Origin of the sequence: Chryseobacterium sp. G0201 (assembly GCF_003815655.1) — a bacterium.
Classification (GTDB): Bacteria; Bacteroidota; Bacteroidia; order Flavobacteriales; family Weeksellaceae; genus Chryseobacterium.
In genome coordinates this window covers 1,440,792-1,461,906 of the sequence record NZ_CP033917.1, presented here as the reverse complement: position 1 = coordinate 1,461,906, position 21,115 = coordinate 1,440,792, and the positions used below count along the sequence as shown (strand labels likewise).

General features: G+C 32.8%; 20 protein-coding genes and 3 tRNA genes. 13 read left to right on the top strand and 10 right to left on the bottom strand.

What is annotated here, in order from left to right; translation table 11 throughout:
- Positions 1-54 precede the first annotated feature (54 nt).
- Positions 55-432, bottom strand: a complete 378-nt coding sequence (locus EG348_RS06460) for a DUF3127 domain-containing protein (RefSeq protein ID WP_123981730.1) — start codon at positions 430-432, stop codon at positions 55-57.
- A 178-nt stretch (positions 433-610) separates the two neighbouring features.
- Between EG348_RS06460 and EG348_RS06455 the strand changes: the two genes are divergently transcribed.
- The 3 genes from EG348_RS06455 to EG348_RS06445 all read left to right on the top strand — a co-directional run bounded on the left by EG348_RS06455 (position 611) and on the right by EG348_RS06445 (position 865).
- Positions 611-692 (top strand) — tRNA-Leu (locus EG348_RS06455).
- Between the two features lie 9 nt (positions 693-701).
- A tRNA-Gly gene (locus tag EG348_RS06450) sits at positions 702-777 on the top strand.
- Between the two features lie 6 nt (positions 778-783).
- Positions 784-865: transfer RNA gene (locus EG348_RS06445), tRNA-Leu, on the top strand.
- Between the two features lie 56 nt (positions 866-921).
- Here EG348_RS06445 and EG348_RS06440 read toward each other — a convergent pair.
- From EG348_RS06440 to EG348_RS06430, 3 genes are read right to left on the bottom strand one after another with little or no spacing between them, the layout of a single operon-like run.
- Complete coding sequence (locus EG348_RS06440) at positions 922-1,779, bottom strand: hypothetical protein (RefSeq protein ID WP_123981728.1); 858 nt, start codon at positions 1,777-1,779, stop codon at positions 922-924.
- The gene (locus EG348_RS06435) at positions 1,776-2,339 is read right to left on the bottom strand and encodes a hypothetical protein (RefSeq protein WP_123981726.1); all 564 of its coding nucleotides are present in this window, start codon (positions 2,337-2,339) and stop codon (positions 1,776-1,778) included. The genes EG348_RS06440 and EG348_RS06435 overlap by 4 nt, the downstream gene beginning before the upstream one ends.
- A gap of 40 nt (positions 2,340-2,379) precedes the next feature.
- Complete coding sequence (locus EG348_RS06430) at positions 2,380-2,685, bottom strand: hypothetical protein (RefSeq protein WP_123981724.1); 306 nt, start codon at positions 2,683-2,685, stop codon at positions 2,380-2,382.
- Between the two features lie 412 nt (positions 2,686-3,097).
- Here EG348_RS06430 and EG348_RS06425 point away from each other — a divergent pair, with 412 nt between their 5' ends.
- The 6 genes from EG348_RS06425 (at position 3,098) to EG348_RS06400 (ending at position 7,882) form a co-directional block, all read left to right on the top strand.
- Positions 3,098-3,946 carry a GLPGLI family protein gene (locus EG348_RS06425; protein ID WP_123981722.1) on the top strand — a complete coding sequence of 283 codons (849 nt, stop codon included), beginning with the start codon at positions 3,098-3,100 and terminating at the stop codon, positions 3,944-3,946.
- A gap of 116 nt (positions 3,947-4,062) precedes the next feature.
- A complete protein-coding gene (locus EG348_RS06420) occupies positions 4,063-4,275 on the top strand; it encodes a hypothetical protein (protein WP_123981720.1) in 213 nt (70 codons plus the stop codon).
- 63 nt (positions 4,276-4,338) lie between these two features.
- A complete protein-coding gene (locus EG348_RS06415; protein ID WP_164463260.1) occupies positions 4,339-4,890 on the top strand; it encodes a hypothetical protein in 552 nt (183 codons plus the stop codon).
- Position 4,891: 1 nt separating this feature from the next.
- Positions 4,892-5,779 (top strand): hypothetical protein, encoded by an 888-nt coding sequence (locus EG348_RS06410; protein ID WP_123981716.1) that lies wholly within the window; start codon positions 4,892-4,894, stop codon positions 5,777-5,779.
- Positions 5,760-6,500, top strand: coding sequence for an ABC transporter ATP-binding protein (locus tag EG348_RS06405; protein ID WP_123981714.1), 741 nt, complete (start codon positions 5,760-5,762; stop codon positions 6,498-6,500). Before EG348_RS06410 ends, EG348_RS06405 begins: the two co-directional genes overlap by 20 nt.
- Before the next feature lie 377 nt (positions 6,501-6,877).
- Positions 6,878-7,882 (top strand): hypothetical protein, encoded by a 1,005-nt coding sequence (locus EG348_RS06400; protein WP_123981712.1) that lies wholly within the window; start codon positions 6,878-6,880, stop codon positions 7,880-7,882.
- 86 nt (positions 7,883-7,968) lie between these two features.
- On the opposite strand, the gene EG348_RS06395 is transcribed toward EG348_RS06400, so the two are convergent.
- The 6 genes from EG348_RS06395 to EG348_RS06370 form a co-directional block, all read right to left on the bottom strand.
- Positions 7,969-9,822, bottom strand: a complete 1,854-nt coding sequence (locus EG348_RS06395) for an alkaline phosphatase family protein (protein ID WP_123981710.1) — start codon at positions 9,820-9,822, stop codon at positions 7,969-7,971.
- A gap of 267 nt (positions 9,823-10,089) precedes the next feature.
- Complete coding sequence (locus tag EG348_RS06390) at positions 10,090-10,761, bottom strand: HAD-IA family hydrolase (RefSeq protein ID WP_123981708.1); 672 nt, start codon at positions 10,759-10,761, stop codon at positions 10,090-10,092.
- 7 nt (positions 10,762-10,768) lie between these two features.
- On the bottom strand, positions 10,769-11,923 hold the full coding sequence (locus EG348_RS06385; RefSeq protein ID WP_123981706.1) for a TIGR03364 family FAD-dependent oxidoreductase: 1,155 nt from the start codon (positions 11,921-11,923) through the stop codon (positions 10,769-10,771).
- Between the two features lie 13 nt (positions 11,924-11,936).
- A complete protein-coding gene (locus EG348_RS06380; protein WP_123981705.1) occupies positions 11,937-13,238 on the bottom strand; it encodes a DUF5690 family protein in 1,302 nt (433 codons plus the stop codon).
- A 10-nt stretch (positions 13,239-13,248) separates the two neighbouring features.
- Positions 13,249-16,074 (bottom strand): TonB-dependent receptor, encoded by a 2,826-nt coding sequence (locus EG348_RS06375; protein WP_123981703.1) that lies wholly within the window; start codon positions 16,072-16,074, stop codon positions 13,249-13,251.
- A 357-nt stretch (positions 16,075-16,431) separates the two neighbouring features.
- Positions 16,432-17,007, bottom strand: a complete 576-nt coding sequence (locus tag EG348_RS06370) for a helix-turn-helix domain-containing protein (RefSeq protein WP_123981701.1) — start codon at positions 17,005-17,007, stop codon at positions 16,432-16,434.
- A gap of 238 nt (positions 17,008-17,245) precedes the next feature.
- On the opposite strand from EG348_RS06370, the gene EG348_RS06365 reads away from it, so the two are divergent.
- From EG348_RS06365 to EG348_RS06350, 4 genes are all read left to right on the top strand, one after another.
- Positions 17,246-17,953 (top strand): response regulator transcription factor, encoded by a 708-nt coding sequence (locus EG348_RS06365; RefSeq protein ID WP_123981699.1) that lies wholly within the window; start codon positions 17,246-17,248, stop codon positions 17,951-17,953.
- A 3-nt stretch (positions 17,954-17,956) separates the two neighbouring features.
- Entirely contained in the window at positions 17,957-19,360 is a 1,404-nt protein-coding gene (locus EG348_RS06360; RefSeq protein ID WP_123981697.1) for a sensor histidine kinase, read from the top strand.
- Between the two features lie 325 nt (positions 19,361-19,685).
- Positions 19,686-20,180 (top strand): hypothetical protein, encoded by a 495-nt coding sequence (locus EG348_RS06355; RefSeq protein WP_123981695.1) that lies wholly within the window; start codon positions 19,686-19,688, stop codon positions 20,178-20,180.
- A gap of 33 nt (positions 20,181-20,213) precedes the next feature.
- Positions 20,214-21,053, top strand: coding sequence for a YoaK family protein (locus EG348_RS06350; RefSeq protein ID WP_123981693.1), 840 nt, complete (start codon positions 20,214-20,216; stop codon positions 21,051-21,053).
- The last annotated feature ends 62 nt before the right edge of the window (positions 21,054-21,115 follow it).

Here is a 21,115-nt window from a genome sequence, read left to right as displayed (position 1 = left end):
GAAAAAAAATCCCACTTGATAAAGCAGGATTTATATTTGATCGTTATCTTTTAATTAAAAAGGTAAATCATCGTCTTCATCTCCAGCAAATGGATTCTCATTAGAAACCGGTGTTGCAGATTGAGATGGCGAAGCCTGAGTAGGTTCTGAACCGTTATCCATAACTTTCTCAATTTTCCAACCTGTGATAGAGTTGAAATATTTAGTTTCACCTTGAGGAGAAGTCCATTCTCTTCCTCTGATGTTTATTCCCACCTTTACATTTTCTCCTTCTCTAAGATTGTCTAGTAAATTTATCTTATCTGATAAAAATTCTATGTTTATCGGCTGTGGATACTGCTCCTGCGTCAAAATAACCATTTCTCTTTTCTGAAACCCGCTCGCAAATGTCTGAGCATCAAAAAGTTTCTTTACCGTTCCTTGTAATTCCATATCGTAAATATTAACGATGTAAAAGTAATAAAATCAATCGTAATAAAGGCTACGAGAGAAAAAAAATGTAAAAAATTTAATTTTTTTTTCTGAAAAGTTTGGAAGTAAAGGAAAATGTCCTATATTTGCACTCACAAAAACGAAACAAGATCTTTAAAATATAACTTAACAAAACAATGCGGATGTGGTGTAATTGGTAGCCACGCCAGACTTAGGATCTGGTGCCGTGAGGCGTGGGGGTTCGAGTCCCTTCATCCGCACATAGTTTTGCGAAAATAGCTCAGCTGGTAGAGCACAACCTTGCCAAGGTTGGGGTCGCGGGTTCGAATCCCGTTTTTCGCTCCACTCCATGCCCTGGTGGTGGAACTGGTAGACACGCAGGACTTAAAATCCTGTGTCTTAGGACGTGCGGGTTCAAGTCCCGCCCGGGGTACTAAAACCCTCTGTAATTTTATTACGGAGGGTTTTTTATTTTTAGTACTTATGCTTCTATGCACTTGCTAAACTATAAGACTTTTCGTTATTAAGTGAAAATTTGAATGTTAGATTCCAGATAATCATTATTGCACTAAAAAAGTACAGATTTAGAATAAAAGCAATACCAATATGCATTAATATTATTGAGTAAATCCAAAAGTTAGAAGTCTTTTTATTCCAGACAAAAAAAGGATATAATAATTCTAATAGAGCAGAGCCTAGACCTATCGAGGTTAATAAAATAGGGTAGTTTCCTAAAAAAGTGATGTCATAAGTACTGGTGGCAAAAGGAAGATTAATAGCTTTCCAGATGCTTTCACCATTCCACCAATTAATTCCTAATAATTTATCGAAGCCTGCGAAAAAATAGGCGATACAGACATGAACCTGGAATAATTTTTTTAATGGAGATACTCCAACAGAATTTATATTTGAAGGTATCAAGGTTAGATAAAACAGAGACATGCTTGTGAAAAAATCAGCTCCGTAAGAGAAATAAATATTACTTTTTGATAGAATAATCTGCATCAATAATAATAAAAGTGCAGCAAGATTTTGATAATATCCGGACATCAGGATGAAGGCAAGCAAAACGAAGATAATTTTAAATCCTAAAATAGTAATGGCTGAATCAATCCCAAAAGAGTTTAAATAGAGTATAATCTTGGGTAAATTGATTATATATTGTGGTATATATACATCAACAACGTTATATGAAAGCACCCCATCGTTAACGGAATACAGGTTGTTGAAATCCGGTAAAACGGCAATAAAATGGATAATAATAAATATTGATATAGAGATACGGAAAAATTTTAGCCAAAAAAGATTGTTTTGTTCCGTGTTGAAAAAATTGTATAGTTTATTCATCTTTTGTAATTCATTTCGTCTAATAAAAATAGCTCTGTCTGTACTTTTCCGTTTGCGTAATCCTTTAAACTTGGGAAATTGTATAGATATACCTTAAGATTTACGGAATATTTTCCGTTGTATTTTTTATAAATATATTTTGATATTTCGGTCATTACGATTTCGATGTATTTTTTGAATAATTCATTATCGCTGCTTTCTGTCAATCTTTCTAAAAATAATCTGTTCATAGACATGAATCTGAGACTACCTTCATTAGAATCAAGTTTAAAATTATGACGGGCAACTTTCTTTTTAGAAGAGTCGTATAGTTCGTAGGAAAGGGCAAAATCGCTTGATACGTTGGTTCCGAAAAACCCGTAACCCGTTTCAAGACCGGTGTAAGAGGTAAAAACCCGTAAGGGCTTAAAGCTGTAAATGTTATCGCATGCAGCGGAGAGCTGGCCTTTTTTTGTGTCTTTGTAATAGCTGTGATAGCTGTCTAGTGTTGTTTTTATTGATGATAGTAACACAATAAAAATTACTACTAAACTTTTTGTAAAGTATAATTGTTTTTTCATGGTAAAATTAGCCCATATGGTGAGTATGGGCTATTAGATTTTAGTAGTTTTTTACTAAGTTTTGAAGCTTTGTCTCTTGAGATGTTTCTGTTCCGGTTTGGGGTGCAAAAACAGTTCCCGGATATGTGCCTCCCGGAAATGTTGTACCTGGCCAAGCCGTTGCAGAACTTCCATCTACTACAAAAATAATAACGACCGAGCCGATCAGCTCTTTTTCTTTTACAGATGTTGCTTTACTTGTAGAGCTGATGTCTAATTTTTGAAGTTTGTTTGAATTTCCGTTGGTGAATGAGTAGCCAATAAGCATCGCTAAGGCGACTGAAGATAAGATTGCAATTTTTTTCATGGTATTAAAATTTTTGATTCTGCCTACTTTCAGTTTTTTGAGTCGCTGTTTCGGCATTTCCGACTTTTATTTTAAATGATACTTAATTAAGTTGTTTTTTTTTGAATTTAAAATCACTATTGTTTGATAAAATAGTTCATAAAGTAAATGAAAATTTATTTAAAAGTTAATATTTATCACAATTATTTGATATTTAAATAATGTTTTTAATTCTAGAATGCCTGTTTAATGCTTTTAAATAGGGATTTTTATTATTATTTATTTTTATTTAATTCATTTTTATGTGATATAAAATATGAATTAAAATCACAAATTAGAGAAATTTATTAAAAAAAATCGTTTTATCTCTTGCATATGTGAATATTATCATATAATTTGGCTGAATCAAAGAAAAACTAATTACAACCTGAAAATGAAGAAGAACCTTTCAATACTTTTAATAATTCTTTACGTATTTACTAATGCGCAGGCTCGCAGATTCTTTTATGAGTTTTCTTATAAACCAAATAAAGACTCTTCAAGAGTAGAAAAAGAATTAACAATCTTAGATATTACAAAACAGAAATCTATTTATAGAGATTATTTTTCTGTGTCTCAAGATTCAATTATTGAAAGTAATATTGAAAAAATGAAAAAAACGGGTGTACAAATTGATTTGTCTAAGTTTTTTAAGAATCCGAAGTTCATGTATAAGGTTCAAAAGATTTATCCAACTTATGAAATAAAATATACAGACTTAATATTGAGTGACTACATTACTTACCCTGAAACAGACAAAATAAACTGGAAAATTTTAAATGAAAAAGGAGTAAGCACATTCGAAAAATATAAGATTCAGAAGGCAACAGCAACAGCTTGGGGAAGAAAGTGGGTAGCTTGGTTTACTCCGGATATTCCAATTCAGGACGGACCCTATAAGTTTTACGGATTACCAGGTTTAATAGTTAAAATTGAAGATGAAAATAAAAACTTTTTATGGGAGTTGGCAGGTATCAAAAACATAGAAAAATACAATGAATTAAGCCTGAACGAAAGGCTAAAGAACAAAAAAGATCTCGTTGTAAACAAGCAGAAGTTTAATGAAATGTTTACAGATTTTAAGACAAGTCCGTTAGCTCAAGTTAGAACTAAATACACATCAGAGGAGTTAAATGAAGTGGGTGAGGGAGGTAAAACTTTAGGACAGAAATTAAGAGATCAGGAAGAAATAATAAAAAAAATGATTGGTGCCAATAATGAATCCATAGAATTGGTGCCATAAGAAAAATATAAAAGCGCTTTTATGAGAGATTTTGATATTTTGTGACTCTAAAAACAAAACATAAGGGGCTACCCGAAAAAACAAACTAGAAAAATAACCATTAAAAATTTATTAAAATGAAAAAGCATTTAGTAGCAGCAGCATTAATCGTTGCATTCTCAGCAGGTACATTTACATTAGCAAGTGCTAATCCTCAGAACATTTCTTCTGAAAAAGTTTCAGTTCAAGCAGCAAGTTCATCTACAGCTGCGGTAGCAAAAGGTAAAGAATGGACATTCTGGACATCAGAATATGTTTATACAGGAACAACAACTACTGTAACAAAGTAATTGTTTCAAAATTATTCAATCTATGAGGCTAATAATTTATTAGCCTCTTTTTTTTATAGCTTTATGAAAACATTAAAAATCTTTTTAATATCGGTGCTGCTTTTTCATGTTTTCTCATCATTTATAATAAATATTCAGATTATTAAAACATGGAAAATCTCTACTTATTCAACTCTGAATACGTACGGGAAAAAATTTATAGATTGTTTGGAATACTTAAATACTCCTGATTTTATACAAACCGGTATGAGAAATTACGCATACTATACAGGTATAGAAAGAGGATATGAATATTATTCACCAAATGCATCTAATAAACAAACTAAAATAATCTTTAGGAATAACAATATTCCTGTTGATTTACCCGGAAAAACATTCGAATCAAAATTTAAAATAAATAGTGTATTTACAATATTAGGAGGACAGCTGGAAAATGAAGGATTTAGAAATAGAGTCATTCAGTCTATGTCCGTGAGGTTATTCACTCTTAATCCCAATATTAATCATATGGATGTTTCCATTGTTAAAAAAGAATTTCCTTCTTTAGATGAAATACAAAAGGGAAAACCTATTAGAATAGAAGAAAGCACTGTTTACAACATTAATAAAAATTGATATGGATGCAGTTCTAAATAAAATTAATACATTTTTTTTCGGATATCATAAAAATCTAGAAAAGAAAAACATATTCATCATCGCCATCTCTATCTTTGGGTTATTAAATATCTTGTCGATTTTACCAGATATTTATAATATATATGGTAAGAATGGAGTAATTAATCATGGCATTAATGACTTTTTAATCAGAGATGATAAGTTCAGATTAACATTTATAACTGATGCATTTGAGAAAATCGGTTTGCAGTATGAATACTCGTTAGCAATAGTAATTGCGCTATATATTTGTTCGTTTTTATTTATTTTGATGAATTATTACAGACTTATATTTGCTATAGTGGTTCTAATTATACATAGTGCTTTGGTGGCGAGCAGTTACTCGTTTTCTTACGGAGCAGATTATATGATCAGCTTTTCGCTTTTCATCAATGTATTATTATGTATTGATTCAAAGTATAATAAGATCATCTATTCTTTTGCAATAAGGCTTTTACAATTACAACTTTGTGTTATCTACTTCTTTTCGGGACTTGGAAAAGCGATGGGAAACAATTGGTATACGGGAGACGCGATCTGGTATTTGGTCTCAACATACACAAACGTAAATATTCTTACAGCATTTATTGCAACAACGATTCCTTTCTTATTTCAAATAATTTCGCTCAGTATCGTCATTTTTGAGCTGTTTTATCCTGTTCTTATCTATAATAAAATAACAAAAAATGTAGCCTTGCTTTACATTATTATAACACACATAATAATTATCCTAGTTATTAATCTTTATACTTTTGGGATCGTGATGATTATTCTTAATGTAATAGCCTTTCAACCAAAACTAATATTAGAATTAAAATATTTTAAAAGAAATGAGTATATCGCTGAATAATGTTAATTATAAAATTAACAATAAAACCATACTGCAAAACATCAATTTATCGCTGAAACAAGGAGTGTATGGTATTCTGGGTCTAAATGGTGCAGGAAAAACAACTTTATTGAATGTGATATCCACTCTTACAAAACCTCAAAAGGGAAGCTTAAGTTATAATAATATAGATGTTGTGAAAAATCCGTTAATTCTTAGAAAAGATTTGAGTTATATGCCTCAGAATTTTGGATTAATTCCGGATCTGACGGTCACACAAAATCTAATGTATTTCGGAATGCTGAAAGGAGTAAGTTCAAAAACTTTAAAGGAAAATATACCGAATGTTCTCGAATTTTTCAATATTCAACATACGAAAGATACGAATGTGAAAAATCTTTCAGGAGGAACTCAGCAGAGAGTTGCCTTGTCATTGGCTTTAGTAAATGATCCAAAAGTTTTGATTCTTGATGAGCCTACAAGTGCCCTGGATCCTATCGAAAGAATAAATTTCTATGAGCTTATCAAAAAAATATCAGATAATTCAATTGTCATTGTTTCATCTCACAATATTTATGAGATTGAAAAATATGTTGACAATATTATCGTTCTCCGAAACGGACAAATAAGTTTTTCTGATACCGTTGATCAATTAATTCCTGAAGCTGTTTCCGGGCTTGGAAATTCGGTGTCGCAAAACTCTTTGAATCTGGAAAAAGCATTTGAATATTTCGCGAAATAAGATTTTTTATGAAAGCATTACCATTGATATCTCTATATAACCTTAAATTATTTTTTAAACATACTTATTTTAAATATATTTTAGTCATTATCATGATTTTGGGATTTTTTATTATTCCAAATCCTAAATCAGACTATGTTACATTCACCGTTGGAGACTATACAGGTGTATTAAATTTAGTTTGGATAAGTAATCTGACTCCAGTATATATTAATGCGATATTCTCCTTATTGACAATTTTTATTAGTCAAAACATTAAAAAAAGAGAATTTAGTAATAATACTTATGCTAATTTTCGATTGTCAATACAATCGAACTTTCAATTGTTGATGTATAAGGTTGTTTCATTATTTTTTTACCTTACAATATTGGCTTTTATGCTTGAAATTATAATTCTTGTTATCAATTATCAGAGTTATAATTTAGTTTTATACCTGATACCGTTCTTGTATTTTACGGTTCCTTATCTATTTTTTTTGGCGTCTGTTTGTGTGTTGATCGATTACTTGGTTGATGTAAAATTTTTTAAATATATCCTTTACTTTGTATTTATGATTTTCATTTATAACAATAACATTAGGCATATTTTAGATATCACCGGAATTCAGGAATTGATGAATAATTTTTCTCATGTTGAAGTTAAACATAAAGATTCGTTCATCTTAGGAAAGATAAAATATAAAGACGTGCAATATGTGAATTTTGAAAATTTTATTAATCCTAAAAGCTGGTTGAGTAAATTTTACTTATTTCCAATTTCGCTTATAATTGTGCTGTTGGGTTCTTTTTTGTTTAAAAGATATGCTGTAGTACGCAAAACAGAGCAAGCCCCAATAACGGCAAAAAAAGAAGAAAATATATCTTCAGTAAAAGAAAGAGCGTATCACCCGATAGCTTCTGTTTCATCATTTAATTTAATATCTTTATTAAAGGCAGAGTTTTTCCTTTTGAGTAATTCTATCAGTAAAAATTTGAAATTAATAGCATTGGTTTTATGGATTTTGGCTTTTTTCACACATGGAGAATTAAAAACTTTGATCATTGCGGCAGTATTTATAACATTGCTTCCTCTTAATCAGAACTATCTTGCCGGAAAATACACCAATAATACATTTTATGCCGAAAAAATTTCAGGATATTCGTCATTCATGTTTATTTTGTCGAAGTTTTTACTGTTTTTAGTGTATGTTGTAGTAGTAATTCCTGTATTGGATTATACATCTTTAGAAATAAGCTTATTTATCATATTTAAACTTTTATTCCTGTTTTTGTTTCAATTGGCTTATGTAACTTATGTGAAAGATTATCTTTTAGTTGAAATTATCATGATAATTATCTTTTCAAGTTATTTTTCGGGAGTACCTGTATATCAAATATTTTAAAAAATAAAAGATCTTAGAACTTGGAAAATGCTCTCCTCGTTCTAAGATCAAAATTAAATCTACTAATGATATGAATTGAAAAGTTTTTATTTTTTGATAAATGTTTTTGAAAGTGATTTTTTAGTTCCGTTAATTTTAATGAAATAAACTCCATTAGAAAGGCTTTCTAAATTCAGTTTTTCATCGAAATTTCCATTGGAGGAATTGATTTTTTTGGATGAAACAATCGACCCTTTTGTATCAATGATCTCAACTTTTACTTCTTTGTCATCAGATTTGAATTTTACATTAATACTCTGACTAGCAGGATTCGGATAAATAACAAAATCATTCGTTGGAGTTTGTATGTCTTTAGTTGCTAAATTTCCGTTTGTGCAAACAGGGATTCTATTCACTCCATCTATTCCCCAAGAAGGTTGAACAGGAATACACATCCAGTTTAAAACAGTGGGTAAGTGATCCGTTTCTCTGGTCGTAGATAGATAATTGTATATTTTAAAATTAGTAGTTGTACCAAGATAACGAGCGGGAGAGCCTGTAATTGCTGAATTATTGCTATTCGGACTAGCATCTACCAAAGTATTTCCCGATGTTTCATCACATGTATAATTTGCCAGTAATTGATTATAATAAGGATGAGAAGGGGTAATATTCTGATTCGCCCAATTCACCAGAACATCATTCGGAAGGGCAGATTTCCAAACTCTGATATCTTTGTATGAAGCTGCCATATTAAGATTATAAACACCCGTTCCGTCCTGATTTATGGTAAAAGGAAGTCCGGAATCAATATTTCCAATGGTATTCATTTTTGCAAAAGTTACGGGAGCGCCATCTTCGTATAACGTTACAAGCCCGTCTCTGTCGAAGGTTGCTGCGATATGCTTCCATTGATTGGTTTCCATTTTTCCGCCTACAAGGTCGATTCTGTTGGTTCCGTCACCAATATTCATTTTAAAAGTCTGTCCGGAATATCCTGAAAATACAAATCCTTTATTTTTTCCATTTGCCCAGTTTTTATTACTGATCATCACCGGATCGCTGGAGAAACTCACATTAGGTTTTACCCAAAATTCAATTGTAAAATCCTGATTTGCACCAAAATTAAAAGGTGTTTGATTAGCTGGTTTTGCAAATGTTCCTGCAGGAAAATTAAGCTGATTGAATGTTTTATCAGTATCAATAATTGTCTTACTTATCTGTTGAGGTGTAAAGTTCGGATTAGAATAGATCGTAAAAATATCTCTTTCTGAAAGATTTCCTCCTCCATGACCGTTGTCTACAGCTCCATGATCTGTTGTTAAAACTACTAACCAATCTTCATTGTTATATGTTGATCTATTTTTCATCGCATTGACAATTTCTCCGATATAAGCGTCAGTTGTCTGCATGGAAGCCACATATTGCGGCACATTCGAAGAAAAACCATACGAATGCCCTGCATGATCCACATCATCGAAATCAACGAATAAAATATCCGGATTATCACTTTGTAAAGCACTTACAGCAGCATTTTTTACCGCTAAATCTGTTCCTAAATTAGTCTGAACATCTGCATTCTGAATAATTTTATCGTTGATCGGAGCCCAGTGAGCCAAAGAAATTGTTCTTAGATTTGAATTGTAAGTTTCTGCTCTTGTTAAAAAATCAGGGTAGTTAACATAGTTTGGACTTGTAAAATTATTGTCCTGAACATTGTGTTTTGTATGCCAAACGCCTGTAAGCATCGTGCTCCAGCCGTTTCCGCTCCAGGTGGTGGCTGAGCAGAGTCCATCCAGAGAATAAATGGATTGGTTGACCAAGCTGTGAATGTTTGGCGTGTTGGAAGACATCATCACATCAGCGCGACAACCATCGATGCCGATAAAAAGAACTTTTTTCGTCTGAGCTCCAAGAAAACAGCTCATTACGACTGCCATTGAAAATAGTTTTGTTTTCATATTAATAAATAGTTTTTGAATGATAAAGTTTACAAATAGTAATTTTATATTTAATAATTGTAAAATTAATTTACTATTTGTAAACTTGTATGAACTTAAAATTAATTAATTGATAATTAAAAAGTTATGTTTTTGAAACACAAACGGCACTAATTCTTCAACAAATAATACAATTAAGATTATTTGTAAATATTCGTGAAAAATATGGGTGCAATCTGTATTTAAATCAAAAAAAGAGGCTGAATAAATAAGCTTAATTTGAAAGAATTATTTAAAGAATTGTTCAGCCTCAGAAATAGTGTTGAAAATATAATCGGGATTAGATTTTTCCAGTTCAGATCTGCTTTGAGCTCCTGAAAGAACGGCAATTGTCAGCCCGCAGCCTGCATTTTTTCCTTCTTTAATATCAATCACAGAATCACCGGCTTTTAAAACCCTTTCAGGTTCATTAATATTGAATTTTTTCATCGCAAGAATGATCATTTCAGGGCTTGGACGGCTTTCTGAAACGTCATCTGCTGTTATTAAAGCATCAAAATGTACATTTTCTTTCCAGCCTAATTTATCCAAAAGTTGTTGTGCAATTTGGGAATTGTAACCTGTATTTAAAACGACTTTTTTGTCTTGAGATCTCATTTTTAACAAGAAATTTTCAACGCCATTGATAGGTTTTACCTCTAAGTTTTGATACGCTTCCTTTAATTGATCTGAAAAGTTTTCAAAAATGGCAAGTGCATCTGCTTCATTTCCTCCAATTTCTTTTAATAAACTGCTGATCGCCTCCAGTTTTTCCATTCCGGCGCAGGTTGATAAGACTTTTTCTAAAGAAACTTCGTAACCGTAATCATTAACTGCTGTCATTAAAGTTTTGTACACTACATTGTCTTCATTGATCGTAGTTCCGGCCATATCCAGAACCAATAATTCTATATTCTTCATTTGTTTTTTATGAATAAATTTTATCTATATTAAATTTTGAAAATCCTCCACTTCCGGTCATTCCTTTCCCTCCAATTCCTGTTATGATGTGAATATTTGGTGATGGATTATGTTCGAAAATATCTTTCGTTTTGCATTGAGAATACACTCCAAACCATCTTCTCTGAATCTCGTAAGTTGGAAGATCTATAATTTTCTTCGCTTCGTTGATCATGAATTCGTCGATTTCCATATTTAAATCAAATCCTAAATTATCAGAATCCTTTGCATCTGCATATTCATGGGAATCTCCTAAAATAATCGAGCCATCAAGAGCTTGTTTGAATAAAATATGAACTCCAAATTTTTTCTCAAAAGAGTTTGGATCTTCCAGAGATTTGATCTTTTCGAAAGAAGGACATTCTTCAAAAGACTCATATCTTCTGATGGAAAGTCCCGTCAAAATATTTCCCTGAAGAGAATAAATTCCCTGTGGTTTTGTCTGAAGCATTTGTAATTTGCTGACTTCAAGATCACTTTCATTAAAGACGTTTGGATATAAGGTTTTAAACTCATGCCCGCCACAGATAATGATTTTTGAAGCATTCAATTCTGTTCCGTCTGCGGTGATTGCGATACATTTACCGTCATTTTCATGGGTTTCAACAACGGTTGTATTGTAGAAAATTTTTAAGTCTAATTTTTCCTGCAAAAGTGCATGAAGTTTCACGATCATTTCAGCAGAATCCACCGATAATTCCTGCGGGAAAAACAATCCGCCTTTGCAGTAATCTGAACGAAGACCGTCAAATCTACTGATACATTCGCTTTTTGATAAAAGAACAGATTCATAATCATTATTCTTATTAATCTCATGCAACTCGTTGATTAACTGAAGTTCTTCATCGTTTGAAGCGATATAAACAGAACCGTTTTTTCTTATCGTTAAATTGGTCTGCGCTTGAAGTTCGTTATAAATTGCCAAACTTTCTCTTCCGAAATTTTGCCATTTGAGATCCATTCCGGAAGGAACGACCTGCCCGAAATTTCTTACCGTTGCCCCTTGAGGAATGGAATTTTTTTCCAATAAAGCTACTTTCAGACCTTTTTTCAACGCATGATATGCATGAAATGTCCCTAAAATGCCACCTCCTACAACGATTAAATCGAATTTTGTTGTCATTTTTTACTATAATTTATATACTGTTCGACGGATCGAAATTGATGTATGGTTTATTGTTAATTTTATTTTTTCTTGATTTTCTTCTGAACATGATAAAAGCGATGAGAGAAGAAACCAATGCTACAACTACGATGATATAGTTTAATTTAATGTAAAAATTCAGCCAGGAAGTCTGCGGTGAGCCGAAATTTTTATAAAGCAGAATCAAAACACTTCCCAAATACCCAAAAGAATCTACCAGATAGATCAAAAATCCTACATTTCCTTTAATATCAAAGGCGGCAATCATTCTGTCAAAATAAATTCCGTTGAACGGAATGTAGCATAAATACATTCCAAAACCTGAAAGAACCATCCAAACAAAAGGTGACATTAGGCTATTTTCAAATAAATAAGTTGAAAAACCGACCGTCAAAATTCCGCCAAAAAGGATGTAATGATAATAGGCAAAAGCTCTTTTGTTATTTTTCACTTTAACCATGAAACTTAAAATCAAAAGCACCATGATCGCAATCGGAATTTCCGTTAAGGTGAAGATCGAACTATCAAATTTGATGTGTAAATTATCCCAGATCTCACGGTTAAAATTATCCCTGAAATCTCTTAAAATCGTTAAACTCACATATAAAAATGTAATGCAGATCATCGGAACAAAAAACTGTTGAATGATTTTTTTCCTTTCCAATTTATTAAGTGGCTGTCTTTTATTTTTTAATAAAATATCTTCTTCGGTCGGTTTTGGAAGTTTCTCCAACATAAACCCGAATACCAACAACGGGATAATGAAAACTAAACCTGCCGAAAAAGGCATCCAGAATTCTGAAATATTGAAAGTATCCATTAAAAATTTCCCGACAGATTTTGTAAATCCTGAAGAAACTACAAAGCTTGAACACAAAAATAATCCAATGATTTCCGTAGTTTTTCGTCCTTCAATGTAAGAAAAGACAATTCCCCAAATCATTCCCAACGGAATTCCGTTAATGAACATGAAAAGAATATTGTAAGGCGCGGGAACGACCGCAAAACCAAGCAAAGCAAGTTCTGCAACCGCGATAAAGGTGAATAAATAAAAGATTCTTTTTTCCGGTTTTAATTCTGAAATAAATTTAATTCCAATAAATTTTGAGATAAAATATCCCATGACCTGCGCAATGATGATCAACACTTTATAGTCAACTCCGAAATAAGCAAGTCCTTCGAAAGATGCTACTGTAAAGGGTTTTCTAAAACCATACATGCAAAAGTAGACACCAAAAGCAGCGAAAGCCGCTCTCAGTGTTACTAATGTTTTTTTATTGATAGTTTCTGCCATTTTTAATGGATTAGAAATTAAGTTTTACTCCTAAATTGCATCTTACTCCGTAATATTCAACCTGTTCCGGGCGGGTTTCTTCTTTTCCGAAATGGTAGATCAAAGGTTTGTTCAGAATGTTATTTACGTCAACATACAACATAAGATGTTTGGTAAATTGATAAGAACCTCCGAAGTCTAAACTGCTGTATTTTCCGTAATATGAATCATTTAAGTCTTCTTCAGCATATTCAACAGCATATTTTCCTTTGTAGTTGTAAGCTAGTCTTGCGTTGAATCCTTTTTTCTCGAAAAATAACTGAATGTTGTATAATTCTTTTGCCTGATAAGGAAGTTTTACCTCTCTTCCGCTTGGTTTTTCCATTTGAGAATCCATGAAAGTGGCGTTCAATTGAGTTCCGAAATATTGTAGGAAACCAGGCAGGAAATCGAATCTTCTGTTGATTCCTAACTCAATTCCGCCTAACCAGGCTGCTTTTCCGTTGTTTGGCGCGGTGAATTGCACTCCGTTATTTCCATTATAATTTCCGATAAAAGAATCCTGAAAAATCGGATCTGTGATTGATTTATAGAAAACGCCACCACTCAAAATCCCGACGTTTGAAAAATAATATTCTCCCATTAAATCGAAGTTTAAAGAATAGGTCGGATTCAAATTCGGGTTTCCTCCTTTAAATTCGTTGTCGGCTTCGCTGTACGTTCCTCCCGGAGTTAAGTCTCCAAAATTCGGTCTTGAGAAAGTTCTCGTTGCGGCGAAACGTAAATTGGTTTTGTCGTTTAAAGCATATTTAATGTGCAACATCGGCAAAACGGCAAGGTATTTTTTAGTGTTTTCAACTGGAACTAATGTATTGTCGATCACATTGTAACCTTTCACTTTTGTATCCGTATTTGATAATCTGATCCCTCCTAAAATCGTAATCTGATCATTTACTTTATACGTTCCCATTCCATATGCATCGGCATGTTTTTCGAAAACATCGAAGTTTCTTCCAAGTGCTTTATTGTATTCAAGCGACTCTGAATCTGTAGTGTTTATCTTTAAATTTCCATTGTTTTGAAACCAGAACTGATCCATTCCTGATGTCGATAAAACAGGTCCGAAAGTATTCCCGATGTGGGCATTCATTTCGCTTAAATATTTTGGACCGTTGAGCTGGGTTTTGATATACTGTCCGGAATCAGATAAAAGCGGTGCTGTTCCGTTGCTCCAATTGTAGAAAATGTCAGAGAATTTTGCGTTACGTTCTTTGTCCCTGTATTTGAAACCATATTTTAAGGTTAATTTATCAGAAGCGTAAATTTCATGGTTGAACGCTGCTACGATTTTATCTTTTTCCTCAACGAAAACTTTGTAGAATTCCAGATCGGTAAATTTCATTTGTGAAGCATCCATTTTGAAATTCGGATCGCTGTAAAATCCAAATAATGCATCGGGATCTTTATAATCTAATTTTCCGCCATCTGCTTTCCAGTAAGCTCTCGGACCGTTTCCGTGGTCTGCAATGTAATTTGGATTAATCCCAACGCCAGATTGTGTATATTTTATAACGTAATAGGAGTTATTTTGTTTATCTGGAATATTTCCGTACTTAAATTTGTTGTCATAATAAGATAAATCCCAATCAATTTTTCCTTTGTTTAAATTATGAACCGCGCCTAAAGAAACTGAAGTCAATTCTGTAATCAATAGATTATGAATGTTTTGCAATTCAACTCTTGCCGTATTATTTGTCGAACTGAATTTATCAAACCTGATTCTGTGTTTGTAATGCGTTTCATCGTCAGACAATGTTCCGTACATTCCTTTTAGATAAAATGTAGTTTTTGGAGACAAAACATATTCAAAAGCGGTATTGATTCCTGTCGTTTTTCTAACGCCATTATAATCACGAAGTTCTAATCTGAAAACCCCTTCATCACCACTTCTTCTGGCTTCAAAATTATCTGTTGACCAGTTTCTGATGAAGTGCGCAAAATTAAATAGATAACCAAATTTTTTATCTTTCGTTCTGCCTCCGTAAAGCAAGCCCAAATTGTAAACTCCTTTATCAGCTTTGGCATTATACCCACTTCCTAAAGTTGCTTTAAACTCGGTTTTCATGGGTGGAGTTTTCGTGATAAAATTCACGCCGCCGCCGATTCCGTCGGATTCCATGTCGGGTGTGAAAGATTTATTGACATGAACATAAGAGATCAGCTCTGTAGGGAAAAAATCGAAAGCTGTCGCTCTGGAAGTTGTTTCTTCTTCCGCGGTCGGAAGTCTGTTTCCGTTGATGGTTGTTGATGCCCAAAATGGGGGTAATCCTCTCAGAGAAACGAATCTTCCTTCTCCCTGATCTCTTTCAATTGAAACCCCTTGAACTCTCTGAACAGTTTCGGCAGCATTTCTGTCCGGTAATTTCCCGATTCCGTCAGAAGCAATTACGTTGGAGATATTGATGGCGTTTTTTTGAAGGTTTAAAGCTCTTGCTTCACTATTTTTTAAGGTAGAAGTGATGACAACTTCATCTATATTTTTCTGTTTTTGAGTAAGTTTTAGAATTCCAAGATCTGTAACTTCTCCAGATTTTGCGTCTATATCTAAACTTTTAGTTTCATAACCTATGTAGCTTATTTGTAAATTCTGTTGACCTGTTTTTACATCATTAATGGTAAATTTTCCGTCAACATCGGTTACAGCACTTTTAGATGAACCTTTTATTTTTATGGAAGCTCCCGGAAGAGGCTGGCTCTCATCAAGAACGATTCCTATGATGGATTGTTTTTGTGCTGAAGCAAATGTGATGAAACAGACAAAAACGAGGATAAGTAATTTCTCTAATTTTGTTCCCATTTTTACATATATTAAATTTTTTATGCAAATCAAGCTAATAATTTTAATATATGTAATAATTGTATGTTAAGTAATAATTAAGAAATTCATAGAAATATTACGTGTATTTTACTTTAAGATTTTAATGAAAATAGAATATAAGGCGTAAAAAGGTGAGTGAAATAGATGTGTGTAGCTGTTTTCAAAGATTTAATCAAACGCATCATTAATAAAATAATTCAGTGATTTGAACGGTTTTTAGTTAATTCTAGGTTAATTTTAGAATGTGTCAAAAAATCAAAAGTTGAGTATTTGTAAACTTTTGGGTTTAAATTTGGCTTAAAAATGAGATTTAAAATGTCTGATAAACAAAAAAAATTAATGGTTATCAGAATAAAAATAAAGAACAAGCATGATACAGCTTTCGTCGCTGATGCTTACCGGAACGTGTGGAAATTTTCCGTTGAAATATAAAGAATCGCCTTCTTTTAGAATTATTTCTTCGTTATCGATTAAATATTTTACTTCTCCTTTTAGAATATATTTAAATTCCCAGGCGTCTGTAATTACTTTTTCTCGCTTAGAATTAGGTTCAAGAGTTAGTAAAGCGGCTTCAAAACCTAATGAATGAAGGCTTTTACTGAAAATATGCATGTATTTAAAACCTTCAGCTTCAACTTCTTTTTCGATAAGCTGTTGATTTTCTTTAGGTAAATGGATGAATTTTGCATGCGATTTTTTCTCTACGCCTTCGAAGAAATAACTTGCATCGATTTCCAAAGATTGAATAAGGTCTAAAAGTACAGGAAGGGAAGGAATAGTTCGGCCGTTTTCAATTCTGGAAACAAGTCCGTTGCTTACATTTGCCTTGAAAGCCAATTCATTAATGGTTAAATTGTTTTTTTTTCTAATATCTTTCAATCTTTTCCCGATACCTATTAAAAAATCATTCATATTGCTTAAAATTTAACCCGAATTGTTTTCATCATTATTAATGAGAACAAATTTAGCATTAATTATATATAATTTTCAGAAACGATAAATAGTTAATTGAAAATTGTTATTAAAAATAGGGAAGAAGTAGACGGATTAAATAGCAAATAGGTTTTTTGCGATATGATATTAGTTCCAATCTTCCAACATGACACCTTCAACCGAAATAAATTTTCTATTTTTGTGAAATTCGTTACTTATGAAAAAAATTGTTCTGATCGAAGACGAAACCAGCGTAGTATCTTTTATAAAAAAGGGACTTCAGGAGAATGGCTATGAAATTTCTGTGGCTTTTGACGGGCGTACCGGAGTGCAATTGGTGCAGTCTAACGATTTTGATCTGGTAATTTTAGATATTATGTTACCGGAAATGAATGGTTTGGATGTCTGTAAAGAGATCAGAAAAACGAATAAGCATGTCCCGATTCTGTTTTTAACGGCATTGGGAACTTCCGAAAATATCGTTCTTGGCCTGGAAAGCGGAGGAGATGATTATCTGGTAAAGCCTTTCAAGTTTATTGAATTGGTTGCGCGTGTAAAATCTTTATTAAGAAGAAGTAATAACAGTCCGGCTCAGGAAATTGCTGAGCCTGAGGTTGATAACGAACATGTTTTTCAATTTTCAGATCTGATCGTTAATGATTATACTAAAAAGGTAACCCGAGCAGGCGAGGATATTTCATTGACTTCCACAGAATATAAATTGTTGCTGTATTTCCTTAATAACCCTGAAAAAGTGATTTCCAGAGCAGAAATTCTGGATGCGGTTTGGGGCGTGAATTATGAATTGGGAACCAATGTAGTAGATGTTTATGTGAATTATTTAAGAAAAAAACTGGATCATAAAGAAGATAATAAGTTGATACATACCGTGATAGGAATGGGGTATGTGTTGAAAAAGCCTTAATGAATGTTTAATAAAGTTGTTACAAATCAGACCAAAACGATGGTGCTTTTAATGTTGGTTTTTACCGCCATTATATTGCTGTTTAGTGGATTGGTGTATTTTTCGATTGTCAACTTTTCGCATCAGAGGTTTTATGAACTGCTAAAGATCCGTACAACGACCATCGTTCAGATCGAGAAAAGTAAAGATCATCTTGACTTGCCTGAAAACTATGTCCTGAATAGTTCTAATGATGAAGAACTTCCTATGGAAAGAGATTATGTTTTTGCTGTTCCAGAGGATTCTAATTTTAAGAAAATCTCTCAGGAAGTGCATATTCCTGACTATTTTTTCAAGAATATTGTCAAAAAAGGAGAGGCAAATTATAATGATAAAGAGTTTTATTATATCGGGCAGTCTTTTAAGTCTGATGATAAAGAATATATTGCGATAGCTTCCGCCAAAAACCATTATGTGGTTTATTATTTGGGCTTTTTGAAACGAACTTTAATAACTTGTATCGTTCTTTCGTTGTTCTTTAGTATGATTTTCTCTTTTTATTTATCTAAAACTTTATTTAAGCCTATTTTAAAAATTACAGGAAAAGTAAAGGATATAAGTTCCGAAAATCTACACTTAAGATTGGAATCTCAGCCTGATAATAAAGAATTGAATGAGTTGGTGGAAACCTTTAACGATATGTTGAATCGTATCGAAACCTCATTTGAAACTCAAAATCATTTAATTGGAAATGTTTCTCACGAGTTGAGAACGCCCTTGACTTCGATTATGGGAGAAGCAGATGTGGCACTTTCGATCAGCAGAACCGGTGATGAATACAAGGAAACTTTAGAAATTATTTTAGATGAAGCCGAAAAATTAGACAAAAAGATCAAGGCTTTGTTGATGATTGCCCAAACCGGATTTGACGGGAAGATCCAGAAAATGGACAAGGTAAGAATCGATCAATTGCTTTGGGATGTTATCGAGACATTGAGAAAAATTGATGTTCGAAATAATATCTATCTGGATATAAGCATGTTGCCGGATAATCCGAAAAAATTGAAAGTTCAGGGGAACGAGCAGTTATTGCATCTTGCGGTTACCAATATTATACAGAATGGTTGTAAATATTCTAATTTTCAACAGGTAAAAGTGTCATTAGGAGCTACAGATACAGATGTTTATATCATCATAAAAGACAACGGGATTGGTATTCCTCAGGAGGAAATGAACAAGATCTACGATCCATTTTTCAGGGCTTCGAATACAAAAAACTACGAAGGTTACGGTATTGGACTTCCTTTAGCCCGAAACATTGTCAGAATGCATAACGGTGAATTAATTGTCAGTTCTCACGAAAACCAGGGGACGACCGTTCAGCTTCGTTTTCCAAATTTCTATAGTGCTCAACAGGATATTGTTTAATATTCCAAACGTTGGCTAAGCGCAAAGACTCAAAGTTTATAAAACTAATGTTTATTAAGGCGCAAGAAAATCGAATATTTTCAGCAATGTTTGCGTTGTCAATTTTATCGGAGATAAAATCTTTGCGCCTTAAAAGCAGTTTTATGAATTCATTTTGCGCCTTTGCGTTTAAGCAATTTCGCTTATGTTAACTCTCCTTAACAATTTTCTAATCTCATTTTAATCTCTTTAATCACATTTTAATTCCATTCCAAAGAACTTCTAATTTGGTGAGTATAGTTTTGTAGTATCAAAAAAGATAAACACGAAACTAAATCTTAAAGATATGACCAAAACAATTTTAATTGCCACAGATTATTCTCTTGAGTCTTTGAATATATTGAAAAAAGTAATGAAAGAGAAAGATGCAAGAGAAGAGAAGATTCAATACGATATTTTGTTGGTGTCAGGTTATGAGATGGGAGATTCTATCAGAGATCTTTTGTTCACCACAAAAAGTACGATCTTCAATAAAATAAGGTCTCAGGAATTTGTTGACGCCTACGGAATAATCAAAAATAAATATCCTCATCTCATTAATAAAATCGTCTGCGACATTTTTACGGGAAGCTTTCAAAGGACTTTTAATAATTATGTGAATGCAGAAAATATTGAGGAGGCGTATTATTCTCCAGCGATAAAAAGCAAAGGAAAAGGGAAGTTCGACATCGCTCCTTACATCAAAAAATGCAAAGACCTGCAAGCTCAAGAGATAAGAATTGAGACTGCTGAAAGGCTTCCGGAAAGAGGAAGGCTTGCCGAGATCTTTGTTGAGGTCTAAAAAACAACAATACAACACTCTAAAAATTTAAAAATGTTAAGAAATTATAGTAACAGCAGGACGTTGGGAGACAACATCAGGTTGGGGACGCTGACTGCCTTCACGGCAGGGACTATAAATATAGCATCTCTATTAATATTTCTCTCTTTTACCTCAAACGTAACAGGACATTACGCCATTTTGGCGGCAGAAATAAGCAAAGGAAACTGGTCGCAGGTGGCAGTCGTGGGAGGCTGGATCTTCCTGTTCTTCTTAGGAGGTTTTGTATCCAATTTTATTGTCATTAATTTCAATAAAAAAAGTAAATATTTTGCACACTCAATGCCGATCGTATTAGAAATACTGTGTTTATTGTTTGTGGGAATTTACGGGCAGTTTTTCTATCGAAGAACATTGGAGGAAACGGAGTTTTTGGTATCGTTAATGCTTTTCGCAACGGGTTTGCAGAATGGTTTAACGGCAAGTATATCAAACTTTTCCGTAAAAACAACCCACCTTACCGGAACAACTACCGATTTGGGCATACTTGCCTCAATGTTTACTCAGAAAAAGTTTAGAAAAAACGGGGAATTGATCGCAAGGGCAAAATTATTAACAAGTATTATGTTTGCTTATGTTTTGGGAGCTGTTTTCTCGGGGTTAACATATTACTATTTGGAATTCAGGGTGTTTTATGTGATCAGTTTGTGTCTTTTGGTGGTCATTGGATATGATATGTATAAAATTCATATCAGACACTTTAAAACGCAGTATCGATACAGTAAAATCTATAGAAAACCGAACCTTGTGGCGTATTTATATGACAAGATCCACGGAATTCCGGAAATAAAAGAAAAAAGACAGGAAAAAAGAAAATTGGTATTTGAAGATTAAATTATTGATAATATCAAGTATATCAGTATTAATTTTGTGTAAACTAGCTGTGAATCAATCCT

Bases quoted from the DNA above. Each gene is read 5' to 3' on its own strand.
- EG348_RS06460 (WP_123981730.1), bottom strand. From the start codon at position 432: ATGGAATTACAAGGAACGGTAAAGAAACTTTTTGATGCTCAGACATTT.
- EG348_RS06440 (WP_123981728.1), bottom strand. From the start codon at position 1,779: ATGAATAAACTATACAATTTTTTCAACACGGAACAAAACAATCTTTTT.
- EG348_RS06435 (WP_123981726.1), bottom strand. From the start codon at position 2,339: ATGAAAAAACAATTATACTTTACAAAAAGTTTAGTAGTAATTTTTATT.
- EG348_RS06430 (WP_123981724.1), bottom strand. From the start codon at position 2,685: ATGAAAAAAATTGCAATCTTATCTTCAGTCGCCTTAGCGATGCTTATT.
- EG348_RS06425 (WP_123981722.1), top strand. From the start codon at position 3,098: ATGAAGAAGAACCTTTCAATACTTTTAATAATTCTTTACGTATTTACT.
- EG348_RS06420 (WP_123981720.1), top strand. From the start codon at position 4,063: ATGAAAAAGCATTTAGTAGCAGCAGCATTAATCGTTGCATTCTCAGCA.
- EG348_RS06415 (WP_164463260.1), top strand. From the start codon at position 4,339: ATGAAAACATTAAAAATCTTTTTAATATCGGTGCTGCTTTTTCATGTT.
- EG348_RS06410 (WP_123981716.1), top strand. From the start codon at position 4,892: ATGGATGCAGTTCTAAATAAAATTAATACATTTTTTTTCGGATATCAT.
- EG348_RS06405 (WP_123981714.1), top strand. From the start codon at position 5,760: ATGAGTATATCGCTGAATAATGTTAATTATAAAATTAACAATAAAACC.
- EG348_RS06400 (WP_123981712.1), top strand. From the start codon at position 6,878: ATGCTTGAAATTATAATTCTTGTTATCAATTATCAGAGTTATAATTTA.
- EG348_RS06395 (WP_123981710.1), bottom strand. From the start codon at position 9,822: ATGAAAACAAAACTATTTTCAATGGCAGTCGTAATGAGCTGTTTTCTT.
- EG348_RS06390 (WP_123981708.1), bottom strand. From the start codon at position 10,761: ATGAAGAATATAGAATTATTGGTTCTGGATATGGCCGGAACTACGATC.
- EG348_RS06385 (WP_123981706.1), bottom strand. From the start codon at position 11,923: ATGACAACAAAATTCGATTTAATCGTTGTAGGAGGTGGCATTTTAGGG.
- EG348_RS06380 (WP_123981705.1), bottom strand. From the start codon at position 13,238: ATGGCAGAAACTATCAATAAAAAAACATTAGTAACACTGAGAGCGGCT.
- EG348_RS06375 (WP_123981703.1), bottom strand. From the start codon at position 16,074: ATGGGAACAAAATTAGAGAAATTACTTATCCTCGTTTTTGTCTGTTTC.
- EG348_RS06370 (WP_123981701.1), bottom strand. From the start codon at position 17,007: ATGAATGATTTTTTAATAGGTATCGGGAAAAGATTGAAAGATATTAGA.
- EG348_RS06365 (WP_123981699.1), top strand. From the start codon at position 17,246: ATGAAAAAAATTGTTCTGATCGAAGACGAAACCAGCGTAGTATCTTTT.
- EG348_RS06360 (WP_123981697.1), top strand. From the start codon at position 17,957: ATGTTTAATAAAGTTGTTACAAATCAGACCAAAACGATGGTGCTTTTA.
- EG348_RS06355 (WP_123981695.1), top strand. From the start codon at position 19,686: ATGACCAAAACAATTTTAATTGCCACAGATTATTCTCTTGAGTCTTTG.
- EG348_RS06350 (WP_123981693.1), top strand. From the start codon at position 20,214: ATGTTAAGAAATTATAGTAACAGCAGGACGTTGGGAGACAACATCAGG.